The organism is Kaistella chaponensis (assembly GCF_900156725.1).
Taxonomy (GTDB): Bacteria; Bacteroidota; Bacteroidia; order Flavobacteriales; family Weeksellaceae; genus Kaistella; species Kaistella chaponensis.
This window is the reverse complement of the sequence record NZ_FTOI01000008.1, coordinates 79,983-100,979: the sequence shown is the minus strand read 5'-3', so window position 1 is coordinate 100,979 and position 20,997 is coordinate 79,983. Positions and strand designations below refer to the sequence as shown.

21 protein-coding genes are annotated in these 20,997 nt (G+C 32.5%); 20 read left to right on the top strand and 1 reads right to left on the bottom strand.

The genetic code is table 11. The annotated features are described in order from the left end of the window. Nucleotides 1-25 precede the first annotated feature (25 nt). The 20 genes from BW932_RS09535 (at nt 26) to BW932_RS09440 (ending at nt 20,089) form a co-directional block, all read left to right on the top strand. Nucleotides 26-1,003: a hypothetical protein gene (locus tag BW932_RS09535; RefSeq protein ID WP_143745542.1), complete on the top strand. Its 978-nt coding sequence runs from the start codon at nt 26-28 to the stop codon at nt 1,001-1,003. Nucleotides 1,004-1,039: 36 nt separating this feature from the next. Then, nucleotides 1,040-1,900 (top strand): ABC transporter permease, encoded by an 861-nt coding sequence (locus BW932_RS09530; RefSeq protein WP_076387274.1) that lies wholly within the window; start codon nt 1,040-1,042, stop codon nt 1,898-1,900. A gap of 2 nt (nt 1,901-1,902) precedes the next feature. Beyond that, nucleotides 1,903-3,168 (top strand): ABC transporter ATP-binding protein, encoded by a 1,266-nt coding sequence (locus BW932_RS09525; RefSeq protein ID WP_076387273.1) that lies wholly within the window; start codon nt 1,903-1,905, stop codon nt 3,166-3,168. Between the two features lie 3 nt (nt 3,169-3,171). Beyond that, the gene (locus tag BW932_RS09520) at nt 3,172-4,119 is read left to right on the top strand and encodes a methyltransferase domain-containing protein (protein ID WP_076387272.1); all 948 of its coding nucleotides are present in this window, start codon (nt 3,172-3,174) and stop codon (nt 4,117-4,119) included. Between the two features lies 1 nt (nt 4,120). Then, on the top strand, nt 4,121-5,362 hold the full coding sequence (locus BW932_RS09515; protein WP_076387271.1) for a glycosyltransferase: 1,242 nt from the start codon (nt 4,121-4,123) through the stop codon (nt 5,360-5,362). Beyond that, nucleotides 5,355-6,446: a DegT/DnrJ/EryC1/StrS family aminotransferase gene (locus BW932_RS09510; RefSeq protein ID WP_076387270.1), complete on the top strand. Its 1,092-nt coding sequence runs from the start codon at nt 5,355-5,357 to the stop codon at nt 6,444-6,446. Before BW932_RS09515 ends, BW932_RS09510 begins: the two co-directional genes overlap by 8 nt. A gap of 1 nt (nt 6,447) precedes the next feature. Next, nucleotides 6,448-6,885 carry a GNAT family N-acetyltransferase gene (locus BW932_RS09505; RefSeq protein ID WP_076387269.1) on the top strand — a complete coding sequence of 146 codons (438 nt, stop codon included), beginning with the start codon at nt 6,448-6,450 and terminating at the stop codon, nt 6,883-6,885. Then, complete coding sequence (locus tag BW932_RS09500) at nt 6,878-8,071, top strand: glycosyltransferase family 4 protein (RefSeq protein ID WP_076387268.1); 1,194 nt, start codon at nt 6,878-6,880, stop codon at nt 8,069-8,071. The genes BW932_RS09505 and BW932_RS09500 overlap by 8 nt, the downstream gene beginning before the upstream one ends. A 21-nt stretch (nt 8,072-8,092) precedes the next feature. Further along, a complete protein-coding gene (locus BW932_RS09495; protein ID WP_076387267.1) occupies nt 8,093-8,983 on the top strand; it encodes a glycosyltransferase family 2 protein in 891 nt (296 codons plus the stop codon). Next, complete coding sequence (locus BW932_RS09490) at nt 8,983-9,897, top strand: GDP-L-fucose synthase family protein (RefSeq protein WP_076387266.1); 915 nt, start codon at nt 8,983-8,985, stop codon at nt 9,895-9,897. Before BW932_RS09495 ends, BW932_RS09490 begins: the two co-directional genes overlap by 1 nt. A gap of 24 nt (nt 9,898-9,921) precedes the next feature. Beyond that, the gene (gene gmd / locus BW932_RS09485; protein WP_076387265.1) at nt 9,922-11,010 is read left to right on the top strand and encodes a GDP-mannose 4,6-dehydratase; all 1,089 of its coding nucleotides are present in this window, start codon (nt 9,922-9,924) and stop codon (nt 11,008-11,010) included. Beyond that, on the top strand, nt 11,003-11,833 hold the full coding sequence (locus BW932_RS09480; RefSeq protein WP_076387264.1) for a glycosyltransferase family 2 protein: 831 nt from the start codon (nt 11,003-11,005) through the stop codon (nt 11,831-11,833). The genes gmd and BW932_RS09480 overlap by 8 nt, the downstream gene beginning before the upstream one ends. Next, entirely contained in the window at nt 11,834-12,682 is an 849-nt protein-coding gene (locus tag BW932_RS09475; RefSeq protein WP_076387263.1) for a glycosyltransferase family 2 protein, read from the top strand. Continuing rightward, nucleotides 12,682-13,587: a glycosyltransferase gene (locus tag BW932_RS09470; RefSeq protein ID WP_076387262.1), complete on the top strand. Its 906-nt coding sequence runs from the start codon at nt 12,682-12,684 to the stop codon at nt 13,585-13,587. Before BW932_RS09475 ends, BW932_RS09470 begins: the two co-directional genes overlap by 1 nt. A gap of 76 nt (nt 13,588-13,663) precedes the next feature. Beyond that, a complete protein-coding gene (locus BW932_RS09465) occupies nt 13,664-14,476 on the top strand; it encodes a glycosyltransferase (RefSeq protein ID WP_076387261.1) in 813 nt (270 codons plus the stop codon). Between the two features lie 3 nt (nt 14,477-14,479). Continuing rightward, the gene (locus tag BW932_RS09460; protein ID WP_076387260.1) at nt 14,480-15,403 is read left to right on the top strand and encodes a glycosyltransferase family 2 protein; all 924 of its coding nucleotides are present in this window, start codon (nt 14,480-14,482) and stop codon (nt 15,401-15,403) included. Between the two features lie 5 nt (nt 15,404-15,408). Next, nucleotides 15,409-17,205, top strand: coding sequence for an asparagine synthase (glutamine-hydrolyzing) (asnB, locus tag BW932_RS09455; protein WP_076387259.1), 1,797 nt, complete (start codon nt 15,409-15,411; stop codon nt 17,203-17,205). A 9-nt stretch (nt 17,206-17,214) separates the two neighbouring features. Further along, nucleotides 17,215-18,147 (top strand): glycosyltransferase family 2 protein, encoded by a 933-nt coding sequence (locus tag BW932_RS09450; protein ID WP_076387258.1) that lies wholly within the window; start codon nt 17,215-17,217, stop codon nt 18,145-18,147. Beyond that, complete coding sequence (locus BW932_RS09445; protein ID WP_076387257.1) at nt 18,144-19,142, top strand: acyltransferase family protein; 999 nt, start codon at nt 18,144-18,146, stop codon at nt 19,140-19,142. Before BW932_RS09450 ends, BW932_RS09445 begins: the two co-directional genes overlap by 4 nt. Before the next feature lie 5 nt (nt 19,143-19,147). Then, on the top strand, nt 19,148-20,089 hold the full coding sequence (locus BW932_RS09440) for a glycosyltransferase family 2 protein (RefSeq protein WP_076387256.1): 942 nt from the start codon (nt 19,148-19,150) through the stop codon (nt 20,087-20,089). Here BW932_RS09440 and BW932_RS09435 read toward each other — a convergent pair. Then, a complete protein-coding gene (locus tag BW932_RS09435) occupies nt 20,081-20,971 on the bottom strand; it encodes a hypothetical protein (RefSeq protein WP_076387255.1) in 891 nt (296 codons plus the stop codon). The two genes, BW932_RS09440 and BW932_RS09435, sit on opposite strands and share 9 nt — an antisense overlap. Nucleotides 20,972-20,997 lie beyond the last annotated feature (26 nt).

The window sequence follows — 20,997 nt, the reverse complement described above, 5'->3', positions numbered from 1 at the left end:
AAAAACGCTAAATTCCAATGCTATTTTGAAACTAAATTTATTTTCCAAACTTCTATTCATCATGCTTTTGGCTTTTACAGTCAACAGTTTTATCTATTTTTCGTTTGGCAATATTTACTCTTCAAAAATTTTAAACTACGCCGATTTCTCCAAGCAATTTCACTCTGGAATTTACCAATACCGAATTTTAAGTGGCTATTTGATCTTTTGGATTTATGAAACATTATCTACTTTAAATATTGACTATTCAATTTTTAAGTTTAGATTTTTAGAATCCCGTTCGGAGCCGCAAATGTATCTGTCTTTTTATATTTTAAATACCATTTTTCTGGTTTTGAGTGCGGCGCTATTGCTTTTCATCACAGAAACTAAAAACTTCATTGCCACCAATTCGGAGAAAATCCTACTTGTTTCTGTTGCGGTTTTTGCAATGGCAATTACGCAGTTTGTGATTGTTCCTTATGATGTTTCCAGCTATTTTCTGATCGTCCTGTTTTTCTATTTTTTATTGAAATATCTGGAGAAAAACTCCGACTTTAACCTGATCATTTTAGTTGTCATTTTAATGATTTCTACGCTCAACCGCGAAACTTCTGCGCTTTCGATTTCTTTGGCAGCAACTCTTCTTTACTCCAAATATGGATTAAGAAAAGAAATGATCAAACCTGTTCTAATTCTTGCACTTACCTTCATCGCTGTTTATTTCGGAATGAGGTTTCTTCATGAAAGTTTTACCACGAATGATGGAAATCTTCTTTTTCAGAATTTTTCAGAACCAAAAAATATTTTGGGATTTTTGTTTTGGATGGTGTTTTTTCTCTTTACCATCATCATCGCAAAAGATCAGCATGCGAAACGAAACATTATCCTTTTTCATGTCTTTTCAATTCCTTATGTATTAATGTGTATTTACACCGGAATTATGTACGAAATTCGTTTGTATATCCCTATTTTCATTACATCGTTATTGATCTCAAGAACAGACATTTCGAAAATTCATTAATTAACACTATTTTTGCGAAACTTATACAAAACACTAATGACCGAAACTCAACAACAAGAATGGACCAATGTTATAGAGTCCGACCATTCCCTATTCAAACTCAATTTAAAAGAGGTATGGCAATACCGCGATTTGGTTTTCATGTTTGTAAAGAGAGACTTCATTTCGTCTTTTAAGCAAACGATTTTGGGACCGCTTTGGTTTTTCATCAATCCGATCATGACGACCATTGTTTTTACTTTTGTGTTTGGAGGAATCGCCAAATTACCGACTGATGGTATTCCGCCCGTTTTGTTTTATCTAGCTGGAAATACACTTTGGGGATATTTTAGCACAACAATGCTTAGTGTTTCTAATGTTTTCACCGGAAATGCGGGGATTTTTGGTAAAGTCTATTTCCCGCGATTAGTTACCCCAATTTCTACGATTATCTCCAGTTTTATGCGGTTGAGCATCCAACTCTTATTGTTTTTTATTGTTTTGGGATATTTCATTTATAAAGATCAAGTTCTTCCTAATTATTGGGCGTTCTTTTCCCCAGTTCTCATTATATTTCTTGCCTTATTTGCTTTAGGATTGGGTATGATATTTTCCTCGCTCACCACGAAATACCGGGATTTATCGCTCTTATTAGGTTTCGGGGTAAGTTTATTCATGTGGTTTACACCCGTAATTTTACCTACTTCAATGGTAAAAAAACAATTAGGACATTACGGTTATTTAGCAGACTTGAATCCTTTAACACCCATCTTCGAATGTTTCAAATATGGTTTTATTGGTTCTGGAGATTTTAATGTAACAAGATTGTTAATGAGTTTTGCATTTATTACTGTTGTTTTATTTGTAGGCATCGTCATTTTCAATAAATCCGAAAAATCATTTATAGACACCGTTTAAATATGAGCAACCTTGCAATCAAAGCAGAAAATATTTCTAAACAATACCGTCTCGGACAAGTAGGAACGGGAACATTGACCCACGATCTCAACCGATTTTGGCACAAGATACGTGGGAATGAAGATCCTTATCTAAAAATTGGAGAAGCCAATGATAGAAGTTCCAAAGGTTCATCTGATTATGTTTGGTCGCTACAAGACATTAATTTTGAGATCGAACAAGGAGATGCAGTAGGAATTATTGGTAGAAATGGCGCTGGAAAATCCACGTTGCTGAAAATTTTAAGTAAAGTAACCAAACCAACCACCGGAAAAATATATACCAAAGGTAGAATTGCGAGTTTGTTGGAAGTAGGAACTGGTTTTCACCCAGAAATGACGGGACGTGAAAACATTTATTTAAATGGTGCAATCCTCGGAATGACCAAAAAAGAAATCACGCGAAAATTTGATGAAATTGTAGATTTTTCTGGAGTTGAAAGATATATCGACACGCCTGTAAAAAGATATTCTTCTGGAATGTATGTTCGTCTCGCATTTGCAGTTGCGGCGCATTTAGAATCTGAAATCCTGATTGTAGATGAAGTTTTGGCAGTTGGAGATGCTGAGTTCCAAAAAAAATGTTTGGGAAAAATGGGCGATGTAACGAAAGGAGAAGGAAGAACGATTTTGTTTGTGAGTCATAATATGGTAGCTTTAAAAAGTTTATGTAACAAATCTATTATGCTTGAAAACGGCAAGCTTTTAGCCCAAGGAAACACTTTAGATATTATAGATAATTATTATTTAAAGGGTAAAGAAAGCTCTAATTTAGAATCTTATGAAGCTGAAAATTTAGAAAAAGCAATTGGAAATGAATTCATAAAATTATTAAAAGCGAACGTTGTAACTCAAAGTAAAGGTCCAATAAAAACTTCAACAGAATTTAAATTAGAATTTGAATTCTACGCATTATCTGACTTAGAAAACATAAACTTAAATTTAACATTTCATAGTACCACTGAACACATATTCACAGTGTTAACACCACAAAAAAATATAAGCAGTGGTCTTTTCAAGGCAGAATGTATTATTCCTGGTAATTTACTAAATGATGGAACTCTTATAATTAATTTTGGCATAGTTAAGGATGGCGCAAGATTTTTAACCCTTTTTGAGGAAATTTTAAGAATTAATATTTTTGATGATCGTTTAAATTTTGAAGGATGGACTGGAAAATGGGGAGGATATTTTAGGCCAATTTTAAATTTCAACTTGATTAAAAAATAAATAATGAAAAAAAAATACTCAAATATTTTTGATAAAGAGAACACTTATATACCAATTAAAAATAATTTCTATATTGATTTTATTAAATCTTTATTATCAGTTGGCATTACTAAATTAAATGGCGGTTTAGGAACTAATTTTCATCTTTTTGTTATTGAAAAATATATAACTGCTATTTTCAAAAAGAAAACTACCGTACAAAAAAACAAGTTAACATTAAAAATGCCACTTGACAGTTTTCGATATTTTGAAATGCATTATGGTTATAAATTTCTTAACAACATAAACATAAAGAATTATTTAGATATAAGCTCACCTCGTTTTTTTCCATTTTATTTAGCAGAAAAAAAAAATATTGAAAAAACTGTGATGGTAAATCCAGATATTAAAGACATCGAGTTAACAAAAGAAACTTATAATTTACTGTCCATAGAAAATAAAATTGAATTTAAAAATGAATTAATGCAAGATACATTATTTTCAGAATCAGTTTTTGATCTTACTTCAAGCATTTCTGTATTAGAACACATACCTATTGATTACATACCAAGCATTTTAGAAAGCATTAAAAAAGTCACTAAAAACAATGGTTACTTTTTGGTTTCTATTCCTGTTGCAAAAGAATCTTTTGAAGAATATATAGATTTCAATGAATACGGGTTAGATAATATAAATGAAAACGGTTTTTATTTCGGACAAAGATTTCATGATGAAGAGTTAATGAAAGAATTGTTTTATTCTGTATTTGGAGAACCAATACAAGCAAAATATATTTCCGAAAAAAAGAGAGATTTTTTCTTTGAAAATAGATTTCAAAAAATAAACGATCCTAATTATAAGTACTGGAATGAAGCTAGTATGTTTAAAGAAAATTTTGAAGAAGTTAAATCAATTGATGAAATGAAGGGGATTGGTGTTGCAATTTATTTGTTTAAAATAGTGAAAAATTAATATGAAAATAGCAATTTTTGATCATCAGTTAAATTTTGGTGGTGGAACACGATTTATTACAAATTTATTAATACACATTAAAAAATTGAATAAACATGAAATTACTTTTTATTGTGATAAAGAAAAAGCAAATTCACTCAAGATTTTAGAAATATTTGAATCCCAAGCAATTAATGTTATTCAATTAGAATCTTTAAAAACACAATCTATTATTTATCCTAAAAATCTAAGTGGAAGAATTATACGAAAAATTAAAAATAGAATTGTAAAAACTAAACCATTAATAAAAATTAGCTTATCAGATGAAATTATTAATATTAGTGAGAATTTTGATTTATGCTATTTTCCATGGCCCTATGGAATTCAAAATATAAAAACACATTGTCCAAAAATTGCCACCTTTCATGATTTTAATTTTAAATATTTTTGGGGAGTTCCAATTTATGATGTTGTTTCATTAAAAAAAATGAATGAAAATATTTCAGGATGGTTAAATGATTCATCTGCAGTTGTTTCAACAAATTTCATGAAATCTGAACTTTTAAAATTTTATAAAAATGTAAAACCTGAATCTGTTGATGTTGTTCATTTACCTTCATTGAATATATTTGATGGAAAAAACAACAGGCAAGATCAAGATTTTTACAAAAAATATGCAGATTTACCATATATCGTTTGTCCTGTACATTTATGTTCACATAAAAATATTAATATAATAATTACTTCTGCATCGATTATTAATAAAGATAAAATACGTGTTAGATTTATTTTCACAGGAAAAAACACAGAATTACTAACCGGTAAATGTGAATATTTAGGAGTAAATACTTCCTATTCTGAAAATATAGTTAATTTTGAAAACATTGATAGTATTGGCTTAGGATACATTAGTGATTCTGAAATGGATAATATACTAAAAAATTCATTTGCAGTATTAAATGCATCTTATTACGAAGCTGGAAATGGTGTAGGTTTAGACGCTTGGTCATTAGGAGTACCTGTTATTCAATCTAATATTGAAGCACATGAAGAGCATTTACATTTACAAGGTTTTAAAGCATTTACATTTGATCCAAAAAAACATGAAAGTTTAGTAAATGCTATAGAAAATTGTTTGAATAATTCAGAATTAAGAATAAAAAATATAAATGATTCAAAAAAAGCAGCTAAAAATCTTAAATGGGAAAATGCTGCAATAAAATATTTGTCAATTTTTGAAAAAACAGTAAAACAACATGATTAAAATTCCAATTTACGAACCATCATTATCAGGGAACGAAAAAAAATATGTCAACGATTGTTTAGACAGTACGTGGATTTCTTCTAAAGGTAAATATCTTCAGCTTTTTGAAGATCGTTTCAAAAATTTTATCGGTGTAAAATATGCGACCGCTGTTTCAAATGGGACTGTCGCTATACATTTAGCATTAATTGCTCTAGGTGTTGGTCCAGAAGATGAAGTTATTGTACCCACACTTACCTATATAGCATCTGTAAATGCGATCGCTTACACAGGAGCAGTACCAGTATTTGTAGATTCTGTAGAACCTTCATGGCAAATGGATATTGAGGATGTTAAAAGAAAAATTACTGCAAAGACAAAAGCTATTATGGCAGTTCATTTATATGGACATCCTTGCGACATGAAATCATTAAAAGAATTGTGTGTTGAAAAAAATATTTTTCTAATTGAAGATTGTGCAGAAGCTATTGGCAGCATGTTTGAAAATCAACATGTTGGCACTTTTGGCGACATATCAACTTTCAGCTTTTTTGGAAATAAGACAATAACAACCGGTGAAGGCGGAATGGTAGTTACAAACGATGAAACTTTATATGACAGAGCGGTGCATTTTAAAGGACAAGGTCTTGCTCAACATAGACAATATTGGCATGATGTAATTGGATATAATTATCGAATGACCAATATTTGTGCTGCGATTGGTTATGCACAAATGGAACAAATTGAACATTTTATTGAAAGAAAAAGAGAAATTGCAAATTTATACAGAGAACAATTTCTAAATACAAATATTGAATTCCATCATGAAGCTGAGAATGTGAAGCATACCTATTGGATGTGCTCCATTTTGGTTCCTGATGATAAAAGCCGAGATGACCTTAGAAGTTATTTATCTAATAAAGGCATCGAAACAAGACCTTTGTTTTATCCTGTTCATACAATGCCTATGTATTCTCGAAAATTTCAGAGACATGCAATTGCTGAGAAGTTGGGTTGGAGAGGAATTAACCTCCCAAGTTTTCCGGGTTTAACCAATGAACAAGTAATAGAAATATGTACGGCTGTTAAAGATTTCTATAAATAAAATGGAAGTACTTCGCATAAAAAATATCTCTTCCGATTTAAAACTTTTACATCATTTTATCTCAAATTTAGGAGAAGCAAAACTTAATTTTAGATATTTTGATAAAAGGGAAATGTCTGCAATACAAAATCACTTAGTTACTCTTTTAGTAATGAATGATGATATTCCAGTAGGATATGGACATCTCGATCAGGAAAACGGAAACATCTGGTTGGGAATAAGCGTTAATCCAGACTTTCAGGGTCAAGGTATTGGTAATATACTTATGACTGAGTTAATTTCTGATGCAAAAGAAAACAACATTGAGAAAATCCATTTAACTGTAGATAAAGAAAATATAACGGCTCAGAAACTTTATGAGAAATTTCATTTCCTGAAAAAAGTTTCTGCAGAAAAATTACATTTTCACACATATATTTTGAAGTTAATAAATGACTAGAAAGAAAAATATTTTATTTTACATTCCAACCTTATCGCAAGATTTTGGTGGTATTAGGCAATACTCAGCTGGTCTCTTAAAATTATTTTCAGAGATAACTGGTATTTTTAATTTCTTTATACTGCATGATGGTAACGATGAGGTCATTATGAATCTCATCATTATTAATCCAGATTTAAAGCAAATCAAATTTTCAGATTATCCTTTAACAAAAAAAGAAAGACTTAGGGATAAGATAAATTATGTTTATAATCGTACTAAAAATTTAATAACTAAAGTACCTTATAATAAAGAATCTACGTTAGATAGAATTATTAGAATAAACTCCATAGATATTCTGCACTGTCCTTACCAATATCTTCCGAAGGTCAAAAATGTTAAACTTTTAACAACAATGCATGATGTTCAAGAATTATATTTTCCTGATTTTTTTTCAGCAGAAGAACGTGCTTATAGAGCAGTAAATTATTTAAATTTTATAAAAAAAGCAGATAAAGTTTTAGTTAGTTATGATCATGTAAAAAAAGATATAGAAAAGTTTTTTAAAAAAAATCCTTCTGATATTATAACATTACTCCTCAAAATGGATAACCTTTGGTACAAAAAATATGAAGGTCATAAAATAAAAAATCTCAATATTAAATTTGATGAATTTTTGCTATATCCTGCGAATTTTTGGAAACATAAAAATCATGAGAATTTAGTTAAAGCAATACACTATCTGAAACAGAAAAAAAATCTTTCAGTAAATTTTATTTTCACAGGTGATTATACGATTGATTCTGAAAATAAAATATCTAAACTAATAAATGATTTTGATTTAAGTTCACAAATTCAAACTTTAGGTATTGTTGATGAGGAAACTTTATACAGTTTATACAAATCAACTTTAGGAGTAGTTATTCCAACAATTTATGAAGCAGGAAGTTTCCCTCTAATGGAAAGTATTTTAATTGGTGTTCCTGTAATTTGTTCCAATGTTACCTCCTTGCCAGAAACAATTGGAGATGAAGATTTTACTTTTAATCCAAAATCAATTGAAGATATAGCAAATAAAATAGAACAATTGTGGAAAGATTTAGACTTTAGAAAAAAATCATTGCATAATAGTTCACTTCAATCACAGCGATTAATTGAGACAGGAGCAAAAGAAATATTAATTGATTTGTATTCTAATCTTAATTAAAAATATTTTTAATCTTTTAAAATGAATCTACCCAAAATTTCCATCATTACTCCCAACTACAATGGTGGAGAATTTTTAGAAGAAACAATAGTATCTATTCTTTCTCAAAATTATCCCAACTTAGAATATATAATTATCGATGGCGGAAGCACAGACAATTCTGTAGAAATAATTAAAAAATATGAGTCGCAATTAGCATTTTGGGTAAGTGAACCTGATAAAGGTTTATACGATGCAATACAAAAGGGTTTTGATAAATCTACTGGAGAAATAATGGCGTGGCTAAATTCTGATGATATGTACCACAAAAATGCCTTATTCACCGTTGCAGAAATTTTTAATAATTTTGAACAAGTTCAATGGCTGCAAGGAATTCCCACCACTTTTGATGAAAAAGGGAGAACAGTTGATGTAGTGCCTTATAAAAGATGGTCTAAACTGGATTATTATCTGGGGAAATTTGAATGGATACAACAGGAATCTACATTTTGGACTAGAAAATTATGGGAAAAAGAAAACAGCAAAATTGATTTAGAAATGAAATATGCAGGAGATCTAGATTTATGGTTGCGCTTTTTTAGACATGAGCAATTATATACTACAACTGCTTTGTTAGGTGGATTTAGACAAAGATCTGCAAATCAATTGTCACTCAATTTTATTGACGAATACATCATTGAAGCTAAAAATAAAATTTCTTTAGAAATCAATAATATTCCGAATAATGAAAGAGAAGCCTTATCTGATATCAAAAATTTCACAGAAAAAATAAATACTTCTTCAAACAGAATATCTTACTACCTCAACAAGAGAAAATATTCAAAAAAAATAGAGCATTTAAAAAGTAAATATTTTCCAGTTCCTCCAAGAATTTCTTTTGATAGATTGGAGCAAAAATTTAAAATTCAATAATGAACTCAACCTCAAAAATATTCATCGCAGGTCACAACGGAATGGTCGGAAGTGCGATTTTGAGAAATCTACAAGATAAAGGTTTCAGCAATTTTGTGCTGAAATCCTCTAAAGAATTAGATCTACGAGACGCTAAAGCTGTTGCAGATTTTTTCGAAGAAGAAAAACCGGAATTCGTTTTCCTTGCTGCTGCAAAAGTGGGCGGAATCGTAGCAAATAATACCTACAGAGCCGATTTTTTATATGAAAATCTGATGATCCAGAATAACGTGATTCACGAAGCCTATAAAAATAAGGTTGAAAAATTATTGTTTCTCGGTTCCAGCTGCATTTACCCGAAACTCGCACCACAACCGTTAAAAGAAGAATATCTTTTGACCGGAATTTTGGAACCCACCAATGAACCTTACGCCATCGCAAAAATTGCAGGAATTAAAATGTGTGATGCTTACAGAAGTCAGTACGGCTGTAATTTTATTTCCGTGATGCCGACCAATTTGTATGGACCCAATGACAATTACGATTTACAAAATTCCCACGTTTTGCCCGCAATGATCAGAAAATTTCATGAAGCTAAACTCAACGGAACTTCTGTAGAACTTTGGGGAACAGGAAGTCCGAAAAGAGAATTTCTGCATGCAGACGATATGGCAGAAGCCTGTGTTTTTTTAATGGAAAATTACAATGAACCAGGTTTGGTAAACATCGGAACCGGGGAAGATCTTTCTATCAAAGAACTCGCAGAAATGATTCAAAAAATTACAAAATTTGAAGGAGAAATTATTTGGGATCACACCAAACCAGACGGAACACCAAGAAAATTAATGGATGTAAGTAAATTGCACGAGCTTGGTTGGAAGCACAAAATAGCCTTAGAAGAAGGAATTACAAAAGTATATCACGAAAAATTTTAAAGAAATAAAACACAATATCATCAGATGGCGAAAGTAGCATTAATCACAGGAATTACAGGACAAGACGGTTCTTATTTGGCAGAATTATTACTCGAAAAAGGATATGAAGTTCATGGCATCAAAAGAAGAGCTTCTTCTTTCAATACCCAAAGAGTCGATCATTTGTATGAAGATCTGCATCAAAAAGGCGTGATGTTTAAACTACATTATGGCGATCTTACCGATTCCACGAACATCATCAGAATTATCCAGGAAGTACAGCCCGATGAAATCTACAATTTGGGCGCAATGTCTCATGTAAAAGTAAGTTTCGATACCCCGGAATATGTTGCCAATGTAGATGCAGTGGGAACTTTAAGATTATTAGAGGCGATCAGAATTTTGGGATTAGTTGATAAAACCAGAATTTATCAGGCATCAACTTCAGAATTATATGGTGGTTTAGAATCGAATAAAAATGCCAAAGGATTTTATGATGAAAATTCAGCATTTTATCCGAGATCACCTTACGGAGTTGCCAAAATTTATGCGTATTGGATTACGGTAAACTACCGTGAAGCGTATGGAATGTTTGCGTGCAACGGTATTTTATTCAACCATGAATCACCAAGAAGAGGAGAAACTTTTGTCACCCGAAAAATTACGATGGCTGTAGCTAATATTGCCAAAGGAAAACAAGACTGTTTATACTTAGGAAATCTAGATTCGCAGCGCGATTGGGGACATGCAAAAGATTATGTAGAAGGAATGTGGAGAATGTTGCAGCAAGATCAACCCGAAGATTATGTTTTGGCGACCGGAAAAACCACTTACATTCGTGATTTTGTAATCATGGCATTTCAAGAAGTGGGAATCACCCTGGAATTTTCTGGAAAAGATGAAAATGAGATTGCAAAAGTAGCGAGTTGCGACCATCCAAAATACCAGTTAGAAATCGGAAAAACCGTAGTCAAAGTAGATCCGGAATATTACAGACCAACAGAAGTAGATCTATTAATAGGTGATCCTACAAAAGCCAAAGAAAAACTGGGTTGGACTGCAACGTACGACATTGCAGCTTTGTGTAAAGAAATGGTTGCAAGTGATCTGCTTTTAGACTATAATAATGGATAAAACACCTTTAATTTCAGTCATTACCATCAACTTTAACGAAAGAGTTGGATTAGAACGCACTTTTGAAAGCGTTTTCAATCAAACTTTTCAAGATTTTGAATATATCGTTATTGATGGTGGAAGCAATGATGGAAGTAAAGAATTGATAGAGGAAAATACAGAAAAAATTTCCTATTGGATCAGTGAACCTGATAAAGGAATTTACAACGCTATGAACAAAGGAATTTCCGCTGCAAAAGGAGATTACCTGCTTTTTTTGAATAGTGGAGATATTCTTTATAAAAATGATGTTTTAAAATCTTGTGAAACTTATTTGTGTAATGAAGATATTATTTCTGGAAATTTGTCATTTGTAGAAAATGAACGCAATTGGTTAGGAAAAACGCCCGAAACACTTAGTTTTTATCGCTTTTTTACAGATACATTGTATCACCCATGTTCATTTATAAAAAAAACAGCATTTGATACTTTCGGAGGGTATGATGAAGAATATAAAATTTGTTCAGATTGGAAATGGTTTCTTTTGGCAATTTGTAAAAAAAAGGCAACCTATAAACATATAGAAATTACAATTTCTGCATTTTTTGTAGATGGCATAAGTTCACAAAATACAGATTTAGTAAAAAAAGAACGAGATGAGATTCTATTAAAAGAATTTCCTAGTTTTATACAAGACTATGCAGTTTTTAGTGAGTTTAAAAAAAAGCAATTTGCTGTTAAAGATCTGGAAAACAAATATAACCAGCTTTTGAAATCTAGATTGATTAAATTTCTCAAAATTTTTGGCTTTTTCAAAAATTTCAATCCACTTTATTTAAAATAAATGCAACCTCTTATTTCTATAATCGTTCCCTGTTACAATCAAGAAAATTATCTTGAAGAAACTTTGAAATCTGTAGAAAATCAAATTTACAAGAATTGGGAATGCCTTTTAATTAATGATGGAAGCACAGATCAAACGAAAGAAATCTGCGAAAAATGGGTTTCCAAAGATTCGCGATTTATCTATTTCGAGCGAAAAAATGAAGGCGTTACCAAAACCCGTGATTTTGGAATAGATCATGCAAATGGAGATTGGATTCAATTTTTAGACGCAGATGATACCATTTCAACAAATAAACTAGAGCGATCTTTATATTTTGCAGAAAATTCAAACATCATTATTACAAATTTTGCCATGATTTTTGGAGATGAAATTGCTCCTCCATTTTGTGACCTTACGAGCTCAGAAATTAATTTTCAAAACTTAGTTTCCCGGTGGGACATTGATTTCAATTTGCCAATTCATTGTGTTTTGATTAAAAAAGATCTACTTGCAGACACCAGATTTCGAAGTGATTTCAAAGCCAATGAAGATTGGATCTTTTGGTTGGAAATTTTCAACAAAAATACATTGAAACTAAAGTTTATCAACGAAAAATTAGCATTTTACAGACACAATATTGACGGAGCTTCGAAAAACAAATTGGCAGTTTATCAAGATAATTTCAACGTAAATAATTACCTTTTTGATCTTTATGGTGAAGAGACAAAAAAATTACTATATTCAAGAATCAACAGACAGAATCTTACATTAAAAAATACAGATTTCGAACAAAAAAAATACATCCATCAACTGCAAAATACTAAAATTTTAAAGTATTACATATCCTTTAAGAAATTATTTTCCTAATGGCAAAAACTACCATCTCCGTCGCACTTTGCACCTACAACGGCGAAAAATATCTCGCAAAGCAACTAGACAGTATTTTGTCCCAAGAAAATCCTGTTGATGAAATTGTAGTTTGCGATGACGGTTCTACAGACAATACGCAGTCTATTTTACAGGATTATCAAGCCCGCTTTCCTGAACTTTTTAGAATTTTCATCAATGAAAAAAACCTCGGTTATGTGGCGAATTTTGAGAAAGCACTTTCCCTTTGTACCGGAGATCTCATTTTTCTTTGCGACCAAGATGATGTTTGGCATCAAGATAAAGTGAAATTTATCCTTCACTATTTCAAAGAAAATCCTTTGATTGGTGTTGCAGCCCACAATCTAGACTTGATCGGAACCTACGATGGCAAAAAAACATTTTGGGAATTGAAAAACTTCCATTCAGAAACAAAACCATCCAACCACGAACTTTTACAGTACATTTTAATCAATGGAAATATTTTCCCCGGAATGAGTTTGGCTATTCGGAAAAAAACCTTGCACGATTATTTGCCTTTACAAAAAATAGATTCCATCCTTATTCACGATTACGAACTGATTATTAAAGCATTGCGAGATGAAAAATTTGGGTTGATTCCTAAAAATTTAGGCGCGTACAGACAACATGATCAACAATCCATCGGATTTCGTGAAAATGAAAAATCGCAAACCAGCGAACTTACAAAAATTAAACTTCGTTCTGAACACTATTTGCGGCTCCAAAAATATACAACCGCATTTAATCTAAACCCAAAAATTGCAGCAGATTACCGGCAAGAAATTAAAGATAAATATTCCTTATTTTTGAAGGAATTTTCTTTTCCAAACCGGATGGTAGTTCACCTGAAAAACAAATATTATTATAAAATTCTTCATTTCTAGAAATGCCAAAAACTTACGCAAAAGTCATTCGCTACAGAAAGTCATTATTAAAAATGCAAAAAATTAATTTTTGAAAATGAGTTTTATTCACGTTATCACCACCCGCTTCAACGTTCCAACTTCAGTCTGGACCGTAACTCGTGGCGGCGCAAAACCTTTGAGCGAAGAATGGCTGAAAGATCGTTTTGAGATTTTTCAAAAGTATTGTCTGCCTTCTTTTAAGAACCAATCGAATAAAAATTTCATCTGGCTTGTTTTTTTTGATGCAAATACGCCCAAGAAATACATGCATGAAATCGAAAAAATCGAAAAAGAATTTTCGTTATTTCAACCTGTGTTTGTGCAGAATTTTGAGGATCTGCAAAGTAAAGCGCTTGAAATCATTCCCACCTTTTTTCAAGACGAAACTCAGTTTTTAATTTCAACCGATTTAGATAATGACGATCTTTTGCATCGGGAATTTATCGAAACTGTTCAGGAGAAATTTGAGCCAAAACATGATCTTGTAATTGATCTGAAGCGTGGTTTGCAATTGACCAAAACTTCAGAAAGCAACGCATTCATCAATGTTTTTTATATGGTTGCAAATCCTTTCATCAGTTTGGTAGAAGAAAAAAACAATTTCGGAACGGTGGTGAAAGAAGAACATTTAAAATACCGAAATTATAAAAATTACACCGCTTTTGATTCGGAGCCAAGATTTATTCAGTATATTCATTCACACAATCTTGTGAATAACAGTGAAGAAAATGCGAAAAGAATCGCTAATTTTGATTTTTCAGATTATGGAATTGCAAAAGAAAATGAGTTTAAAATATCAAAATCTGAAGTGTTAATTTTTAACATCAAAAGAAAGTGGAGACTTTTGAACAAGATGATACATAAATAATAAATGGAGCACCAAAAAATCTACCTCATTATCGTTACCTACAACGCCATGAAATGGGCAGAAAAATGTTTTTCGAGTTTACGGAAATCATCAGTTCCGGTGCATACGATGGTGGTCGATAATGGATCTTATGATGGAACGCAGGAATTTATTAAAACTCATTTTCCGGAAGTTGAATTTATTCAGTCCGCAGAAAATTTGGGTTTCGGAAAAGCCAATAATTTAGGAATTGAAAAAGCCTATAAAAACGGTGCAGATTTTTTTTATCTGATGAATCAAGATGCATGGATTTTCGAAGATTCTATTCAATATTTGCTTGAGGTCTACGAAAATTACCCTAAAAAAGAAGAAATCGGGATTCTAAGTCCGATGCATTTAGACGGAACCGAAGAAAAACTAGATGTTTTTTTAGACAAATACATCTCCCAGAATTTTGAAAACAGAATGATCTCTGATCTGTATTTAAAAATAACAAAACCGTTTTATGAAATCTCCTTCGTCAATGCTGCACATTGGTTTTTACCAAAAGCGACCATCGAAAAAGTGGGCGGATTTAACCCGTATTTTTTCCATTACGGCGAAGATAACGAATATGTAAACCGGCTTCGTTTTCATGGAAAAAAAATTCTACTTTGTCCCGAAAGTAAAGTGGTTCATGATGGAAAACAAGCGCTTAATAAAGTCAACTATCAACAATTCAAAGATCTTTCTCTGGAAACAAAAATTTTGGATCCAACCTATAAAAACGGTTTGCAAAAAGAATTAAAATCGTTACAATTGAGCCGTGTAAAAAATTTGCTGACCGGAAATTTCAAATTCGCAAAGGAATTAAAATCGAAATACGATAAGATAAAATCAGAATCCAGTAATTTACAGGAAATTAAAAATAAAGCCGCTCAAGCTGGCCCAACTTTTTTAAATTTATAAAAAATATGTGCGGAATAGCAGGAATTATCACCCCAAATGCTTCAAATTACAGAGCAGAATTACAGAAAATGACCGACGCCATTGCGCATCGTGGTCCGGATTCAGCGCATCAGGAATTTTATGAAAATGCAGCTTTGGGACATCGGAGATTATCCATCGTCGATCTTTCCGAAACCGGCAAACAACCGATGTTTTCTCAAACCAAAAACGAATGTATCGTTCTGAACGGGGAAATTTACGGTTATCTGGATCTCAAAAAAAAATATTCCAATTATCATTATCGCGGAACATCGGATACAGAAGTAATTTTGGCCATGTATGAACAAAAAGGAAACGCTTTGCTGGATGAACTTCCGGGAATGTTTGCTTTTGCCATTTGGAATGAAGAAAAACAGGAACTTTTCTGCGCAAGAGACCGCTTCGGGGAAAAACCTTTTTATTACGCTCATGGAAAAAATGGCGAGTTTATTTTCGCTTCTGAAATGAAAGCGATCCTTGCTTCTGGGTTGATAAAGCCAATTGTAAATCAAGAAGCGATTTCCCATTTTCTGCAATACGGTTATGTAAGCGCGCAACAGAGTATTTATTCCAATATTTTCACCCTTCCTCCTGCACATTTTTTGGTGTTTTCGAAGGGAAACATTCAGGTAGAAAGATATTACAGTCTTCCGAAATCCGATCTTAAAATTAACTTATCTGATGCGAAAGAAGAGTTTTCTCATTTGCTGAAAAATGCGGTGCAGAAACAGTTAATTGCCGATGTGGAAGTGGGCAGTTTTTTAAGCGGAGGTTTAGATTCTTCGACGATCGTGGCGATGGTGAATGAATTTAAAGAAAAGCAGACCACCATCAGTTTCGGGTATTCCGGTGAACACAGCGAATTAAAATTTGCAGAAGAAATCGCCAAAAAATATAAAACCAATCACATTGAAATCCACGAAAACCGTGGTGATATCGCTGCAGAATTACGCAAGATTTCCCCTTATTTCGACGAACCTTTCGCCGATATGAGTTACACGCCGCAATTTAAAATTTGTCAGGCTGCATCCAGACATTTAAAAGTCGTCCTTTCTGGTGATGTTGGTGATGAACTTTTCGGCGGTTATCATTTTTATACCGTTGAAAATCAACTAAAAAACCATTTTTCTTACAATAACATTTTATTGAAATTTGGTTTGAAACAATTGGGGAAATTTCGCCAAACTTCATACCTCACCAATGAAAACATTGCGCATGAAAATATTCTGGATTTTCATCAAAATAAGGTTCGGAATTATTTCACCGAAAAAGAAAGAAATTCTTTGGGAATAGCTGCGAAATACCACCAAAACTACAGTTTTGACATTGACCCAAACTCTTTGAATGATATTATGAGAGTGGATTTGGAAAAATATGTTCCCGGAAATATGCTCGTAAAAGCAGACCGAATGGCGATGGCCAATTCACTGGAAGTAAGAACGCCGTTTTTAGATACAGATTTTGCAGAATTTTGCATTCAATTGCCGGATAATTTGAAATTAGATTCCCAAAATGATAAAATTATTTTGCGCGAAAGCATGCAAAATTATTGGACAGAATCCATTAGAAACAGAGGAAAGCAAGGTTTTGGCTCTTCGGTAGAAAATTGGTTTGAGGAAGATAGTTTCATGAAATTATCTGATGATTTACTAAAAAACAAAGAAAATAGAATTTTTGATTACATCGATTTCTCGACAACGCAAACGTTTTTAAATAAAGACAAAAAACATTGGAATTTGCTGCAATTATCGCTTTGGGCAGAAAATTATAAAGAATTTATTTAAAAGTATTTCATGACTATTTCTGTAATAATTCCTGTTTACAACGCCGCAGCTTTTTTAGAAAAAGCGGTACATTCTGCGTTGCAATTTGAAGAAGTACAAGAAGTTCTTTTAATTGAAGATCAATCCACCGATCATTCTTTAGAGGTTTGTAAAAAATTAGCGCAAGAAAATTCTAAAATAAAACTTTTTCAACATCACGACAAAGGAAATCACGGAGCTGGAGCGAGCAGAAATTTGGGTTTAGAAAAAGCGAGCGCTGAATTTATCGCGTTTTTAGACGCAGATGATTTCTACCTTCCGAACCGTTTTGAGGCCGAAAAAGAACTCTTTAAAAATGATAAAATAGAAGGTGTTTTTGGCGCCATCGGAACAGCATTTCTGTCGGAAAAAGGAAAGAAAGAATTTCAGGAAAAATTTAAAGATTCAGTCTTAACCACCGTGAAAAAACCAGCAGAAGGCAAAGACATTTTCTATGGTTTATTGGGATTAGAAAAAGATTTCGGAACGTTTTTCTCTTTGATTGCTTTAACGGTTCGAACCAAATCTCTACGAGAACATCATTTAAAATTCAATGAAAATTTACGCGTTCATCAAGACAGTGATTTCATTATCAAACTTGCGTATCACTGCAACTTAAAATCAGGATTGATCGATGAAGCCGTTTCCATGAGAGGTGTTCATGATGACAATCGGATTACGAAAATTAAAATCTACTCCGAAAAATACAATCAAAGGCAATTTTTGCTCTGGAATTCGGTTTACATGTGGGCAAAAGATAAAAGCATGGACGGTAAATATTTTGAACATATCCAGTTGAGGCAAAAATCTTTTGAATTAGCAACCAAAAAAGGAATTGCGAAATATTGGAGTGTTGCATTGTCCATTTTTAAGCATCCAAAAATTCTGAAAACCCGATATCGATTCACTTATCTCAACAAATGAAACTCAACAATCTGCAAATTTTACGAGGAATTTCCGCATTACTGGTTTGTTGTTTTCATTTCCGGGAAGATCTTAATTTCGAGAACTTACAAATCGGGACCGTTTTATTTCAAAAAGGAAGCATCGGAGTTCCGATTTTTTTCGTGATCAGTGGTTTTATCATGGCTTTTACTACCCGAAAACTGGATTTAAAATCAGGTATTTCCGCACAGATTTCTTCGTTTTACAAAAAACGCGTGATCAGAATTATTCCTCTCTATTTTTTACTTACCTTTCTCTGGATGTTCATTGGAGGCAATTTCTTGCTGTATTTTCAGGGGGAATCTTTCTCCCGATTACTTCATTCTGTTTTGTTTATTCCGCAAAAAGAAGCATTTCCTATCCTGTATTTAGGGTGGTCTCTGAATTTTGAAATGTTTTTTTATCTCATCTTTGGACTATCACTGATTTTTAAAGCAAACCGGTATTTTTTCATTGTGGCATTCTTTATAGCAACCTATATTTTGGGACTGATTTTTCAGCCTGAAAATGCCTATCTGAAAATGGTTACCAGCAATTTAAATCTCTATTTTGTGGTGGGAATCTTATTTTCTTTACTCCTCACGAAATTTACGATTCCAAAAAAATATGCCTTTTCGATTTGCTTCTTGGGGATTTCGGCTTTTACAGTGCACCTTTTTAATATTGTTGCAATTAATAATGAAATGCTGATTCTCCTGATTATCAGTCTATTTGTAGTTTCATTTTTACTGTTCGATTTCACTTTTAAATGGGGCGAAAATAAATTTTTTGTATTCCTTGGAGACATTTCTTATTCCCTTTATCTTTCGCACCCATTTGTAGAAATGTTTTTTAGAAGATTTAAAGTAGAAGGTTTCCTCAATGTTCCCCATTTCTTTCTAAAAATCGCTGTGGTGATTGCAGTAGCAGCATTTTTCTATCATTTTATTGAAACTAAAGTGACCCATTATTTAAAAACTAGATTAAAGGCGTAAAATTTATGAAGATCTCCGTTATCACGCCGGTTTATAATGCCGAAAAATATATTACTCAAGCCGTAGAATCTGCGTTGCAATTTCCGGAAGTTTGGGAAATTATTTTGGTGGAAGATCAATCTCCAGACAATGCTTTGGAAGTCTGCAAAACTTTAGCAGAGAAATATGATCGCGTCAAACTTTTTCAACATCACGACCAGGGAAATCATGGAGCTGGAGCGAGCCGGAATTTGGGTTTAGAAAAAGCGACCGGAGATTTTATCGCATTTTTGGATGCGGATGATTATTATTTGCCGAACCGCTTCGATGCGGAAAAAGAATTATTTAAAAATCCTGAAGTAGAAGGAGTTTATAGCGCAATTGGCGTTCATTATTATACGGAAAAAGCGAAAGCGCAAAATTTTTCAATTTTTGGAGATCGATTAACAACGGTTTATAAGAAACATTCACCAAAAGACGTTTTTCGCGGACAATTGGGAATGAACGGAAGCTTCGGTTTGTTCAGTATTGATGCTTTAACCATCAGAAAATCTTCGCTGGACGAAAAACTTTCACCCATGATGAAAACGCATCTCAGACTTCATCAAGACACAGAATTTTTGTTCAGGCTTTCTTACTATTTAGATCTTTATCCCGGGATTTTAGACAAAGCTGTGGCGAATCGAGGCGTTCATGAAAGGAATAGAATTACGCAGGTTGATTCTGGGAAAGTAAAACCTTCAATTTCGAAAGTTATGCTTTGGAAAGAAGTGAAAAACTGGGCAGAAACGGAAGAAAACATCCCGAAAGAGGAGTTGCTTCACATCAAAAGAATGCACAGAAGTTATGAGATTGCCAATGCTTCTTTCCTAAAAAAATGGGGAATGATCGCGAAATATTTAATTTTTGATTTTAAAAGTATTCGGTCTGGATTGTACAATATCAATTTCCGAAAGGATTTATTCTGAAACAATCTTCTCTCCTAGTTTTTTCGAAAATTCATTCATTGAATTCGATTCTAAATGTACCTCATCAATCGACTTATAATGATTGGGAATCTGATTATAATTGGTGTAACTCACCTTATATTTTTTCGCAATTTCCTGGATTCTTGAGTCGAAAAATGGAACGGCATCATTTTCTATTTCATATGGAGTTTTATAAATAGGCATCCTCAACAGTATCACTTTGCCATGTTTCTGTAAAAAGGTGATCGTTTCTCCTAAATATTTTTCTCTTTTTTCAGACCATTTAAGTTCATCAATTCTTATTTGAAATTCAACCATCTTCCGCTTATTCTCTTCAATACGCTTTTCTGGAGTAAAATCTTTAATCATTTTCACTTCCATCCTTCCATTATCTAAAATTTGAATGTCCGCCATTGGATTTTTTGGCGGAATTATTTTTAAATTTAAAGCCCTTGTCAAAGAATAATCATAGCTTTCTAGGAGGTATTCTACATTTGGATTTATATTTACAAAATTAGTTTTGGCAACAGACTTATCATTTTCAAAATAATACTCGGGAGAATCCGGTTTGGAACGGGTGACCATTAAAGCAGTCGGTTCTACAATTACTACAAAAATTCCGTCCTTGGTTGCAGGATCTAACTTCTTTTTAATGGATTCCAAATATTTTGGTCCGTACGGAGAATGACCCCAAGTAAATGCGTAGTTGTAAAATTTTACATTGGGATATTTCGGCTGAATTATTTGGTCTAAAATCACTGGATTTATACCTGAACCGCGTGAACTTCCCAAAATCAGAGAATGCTGTGGCGCCGAAGTAAATCTCTTGTAAAAATCATCCGTTTGTTTTCCCGTGAGAAAAACTGCATACCCAATAATCAATAACGGAAGTATTGAAAACAGGGATA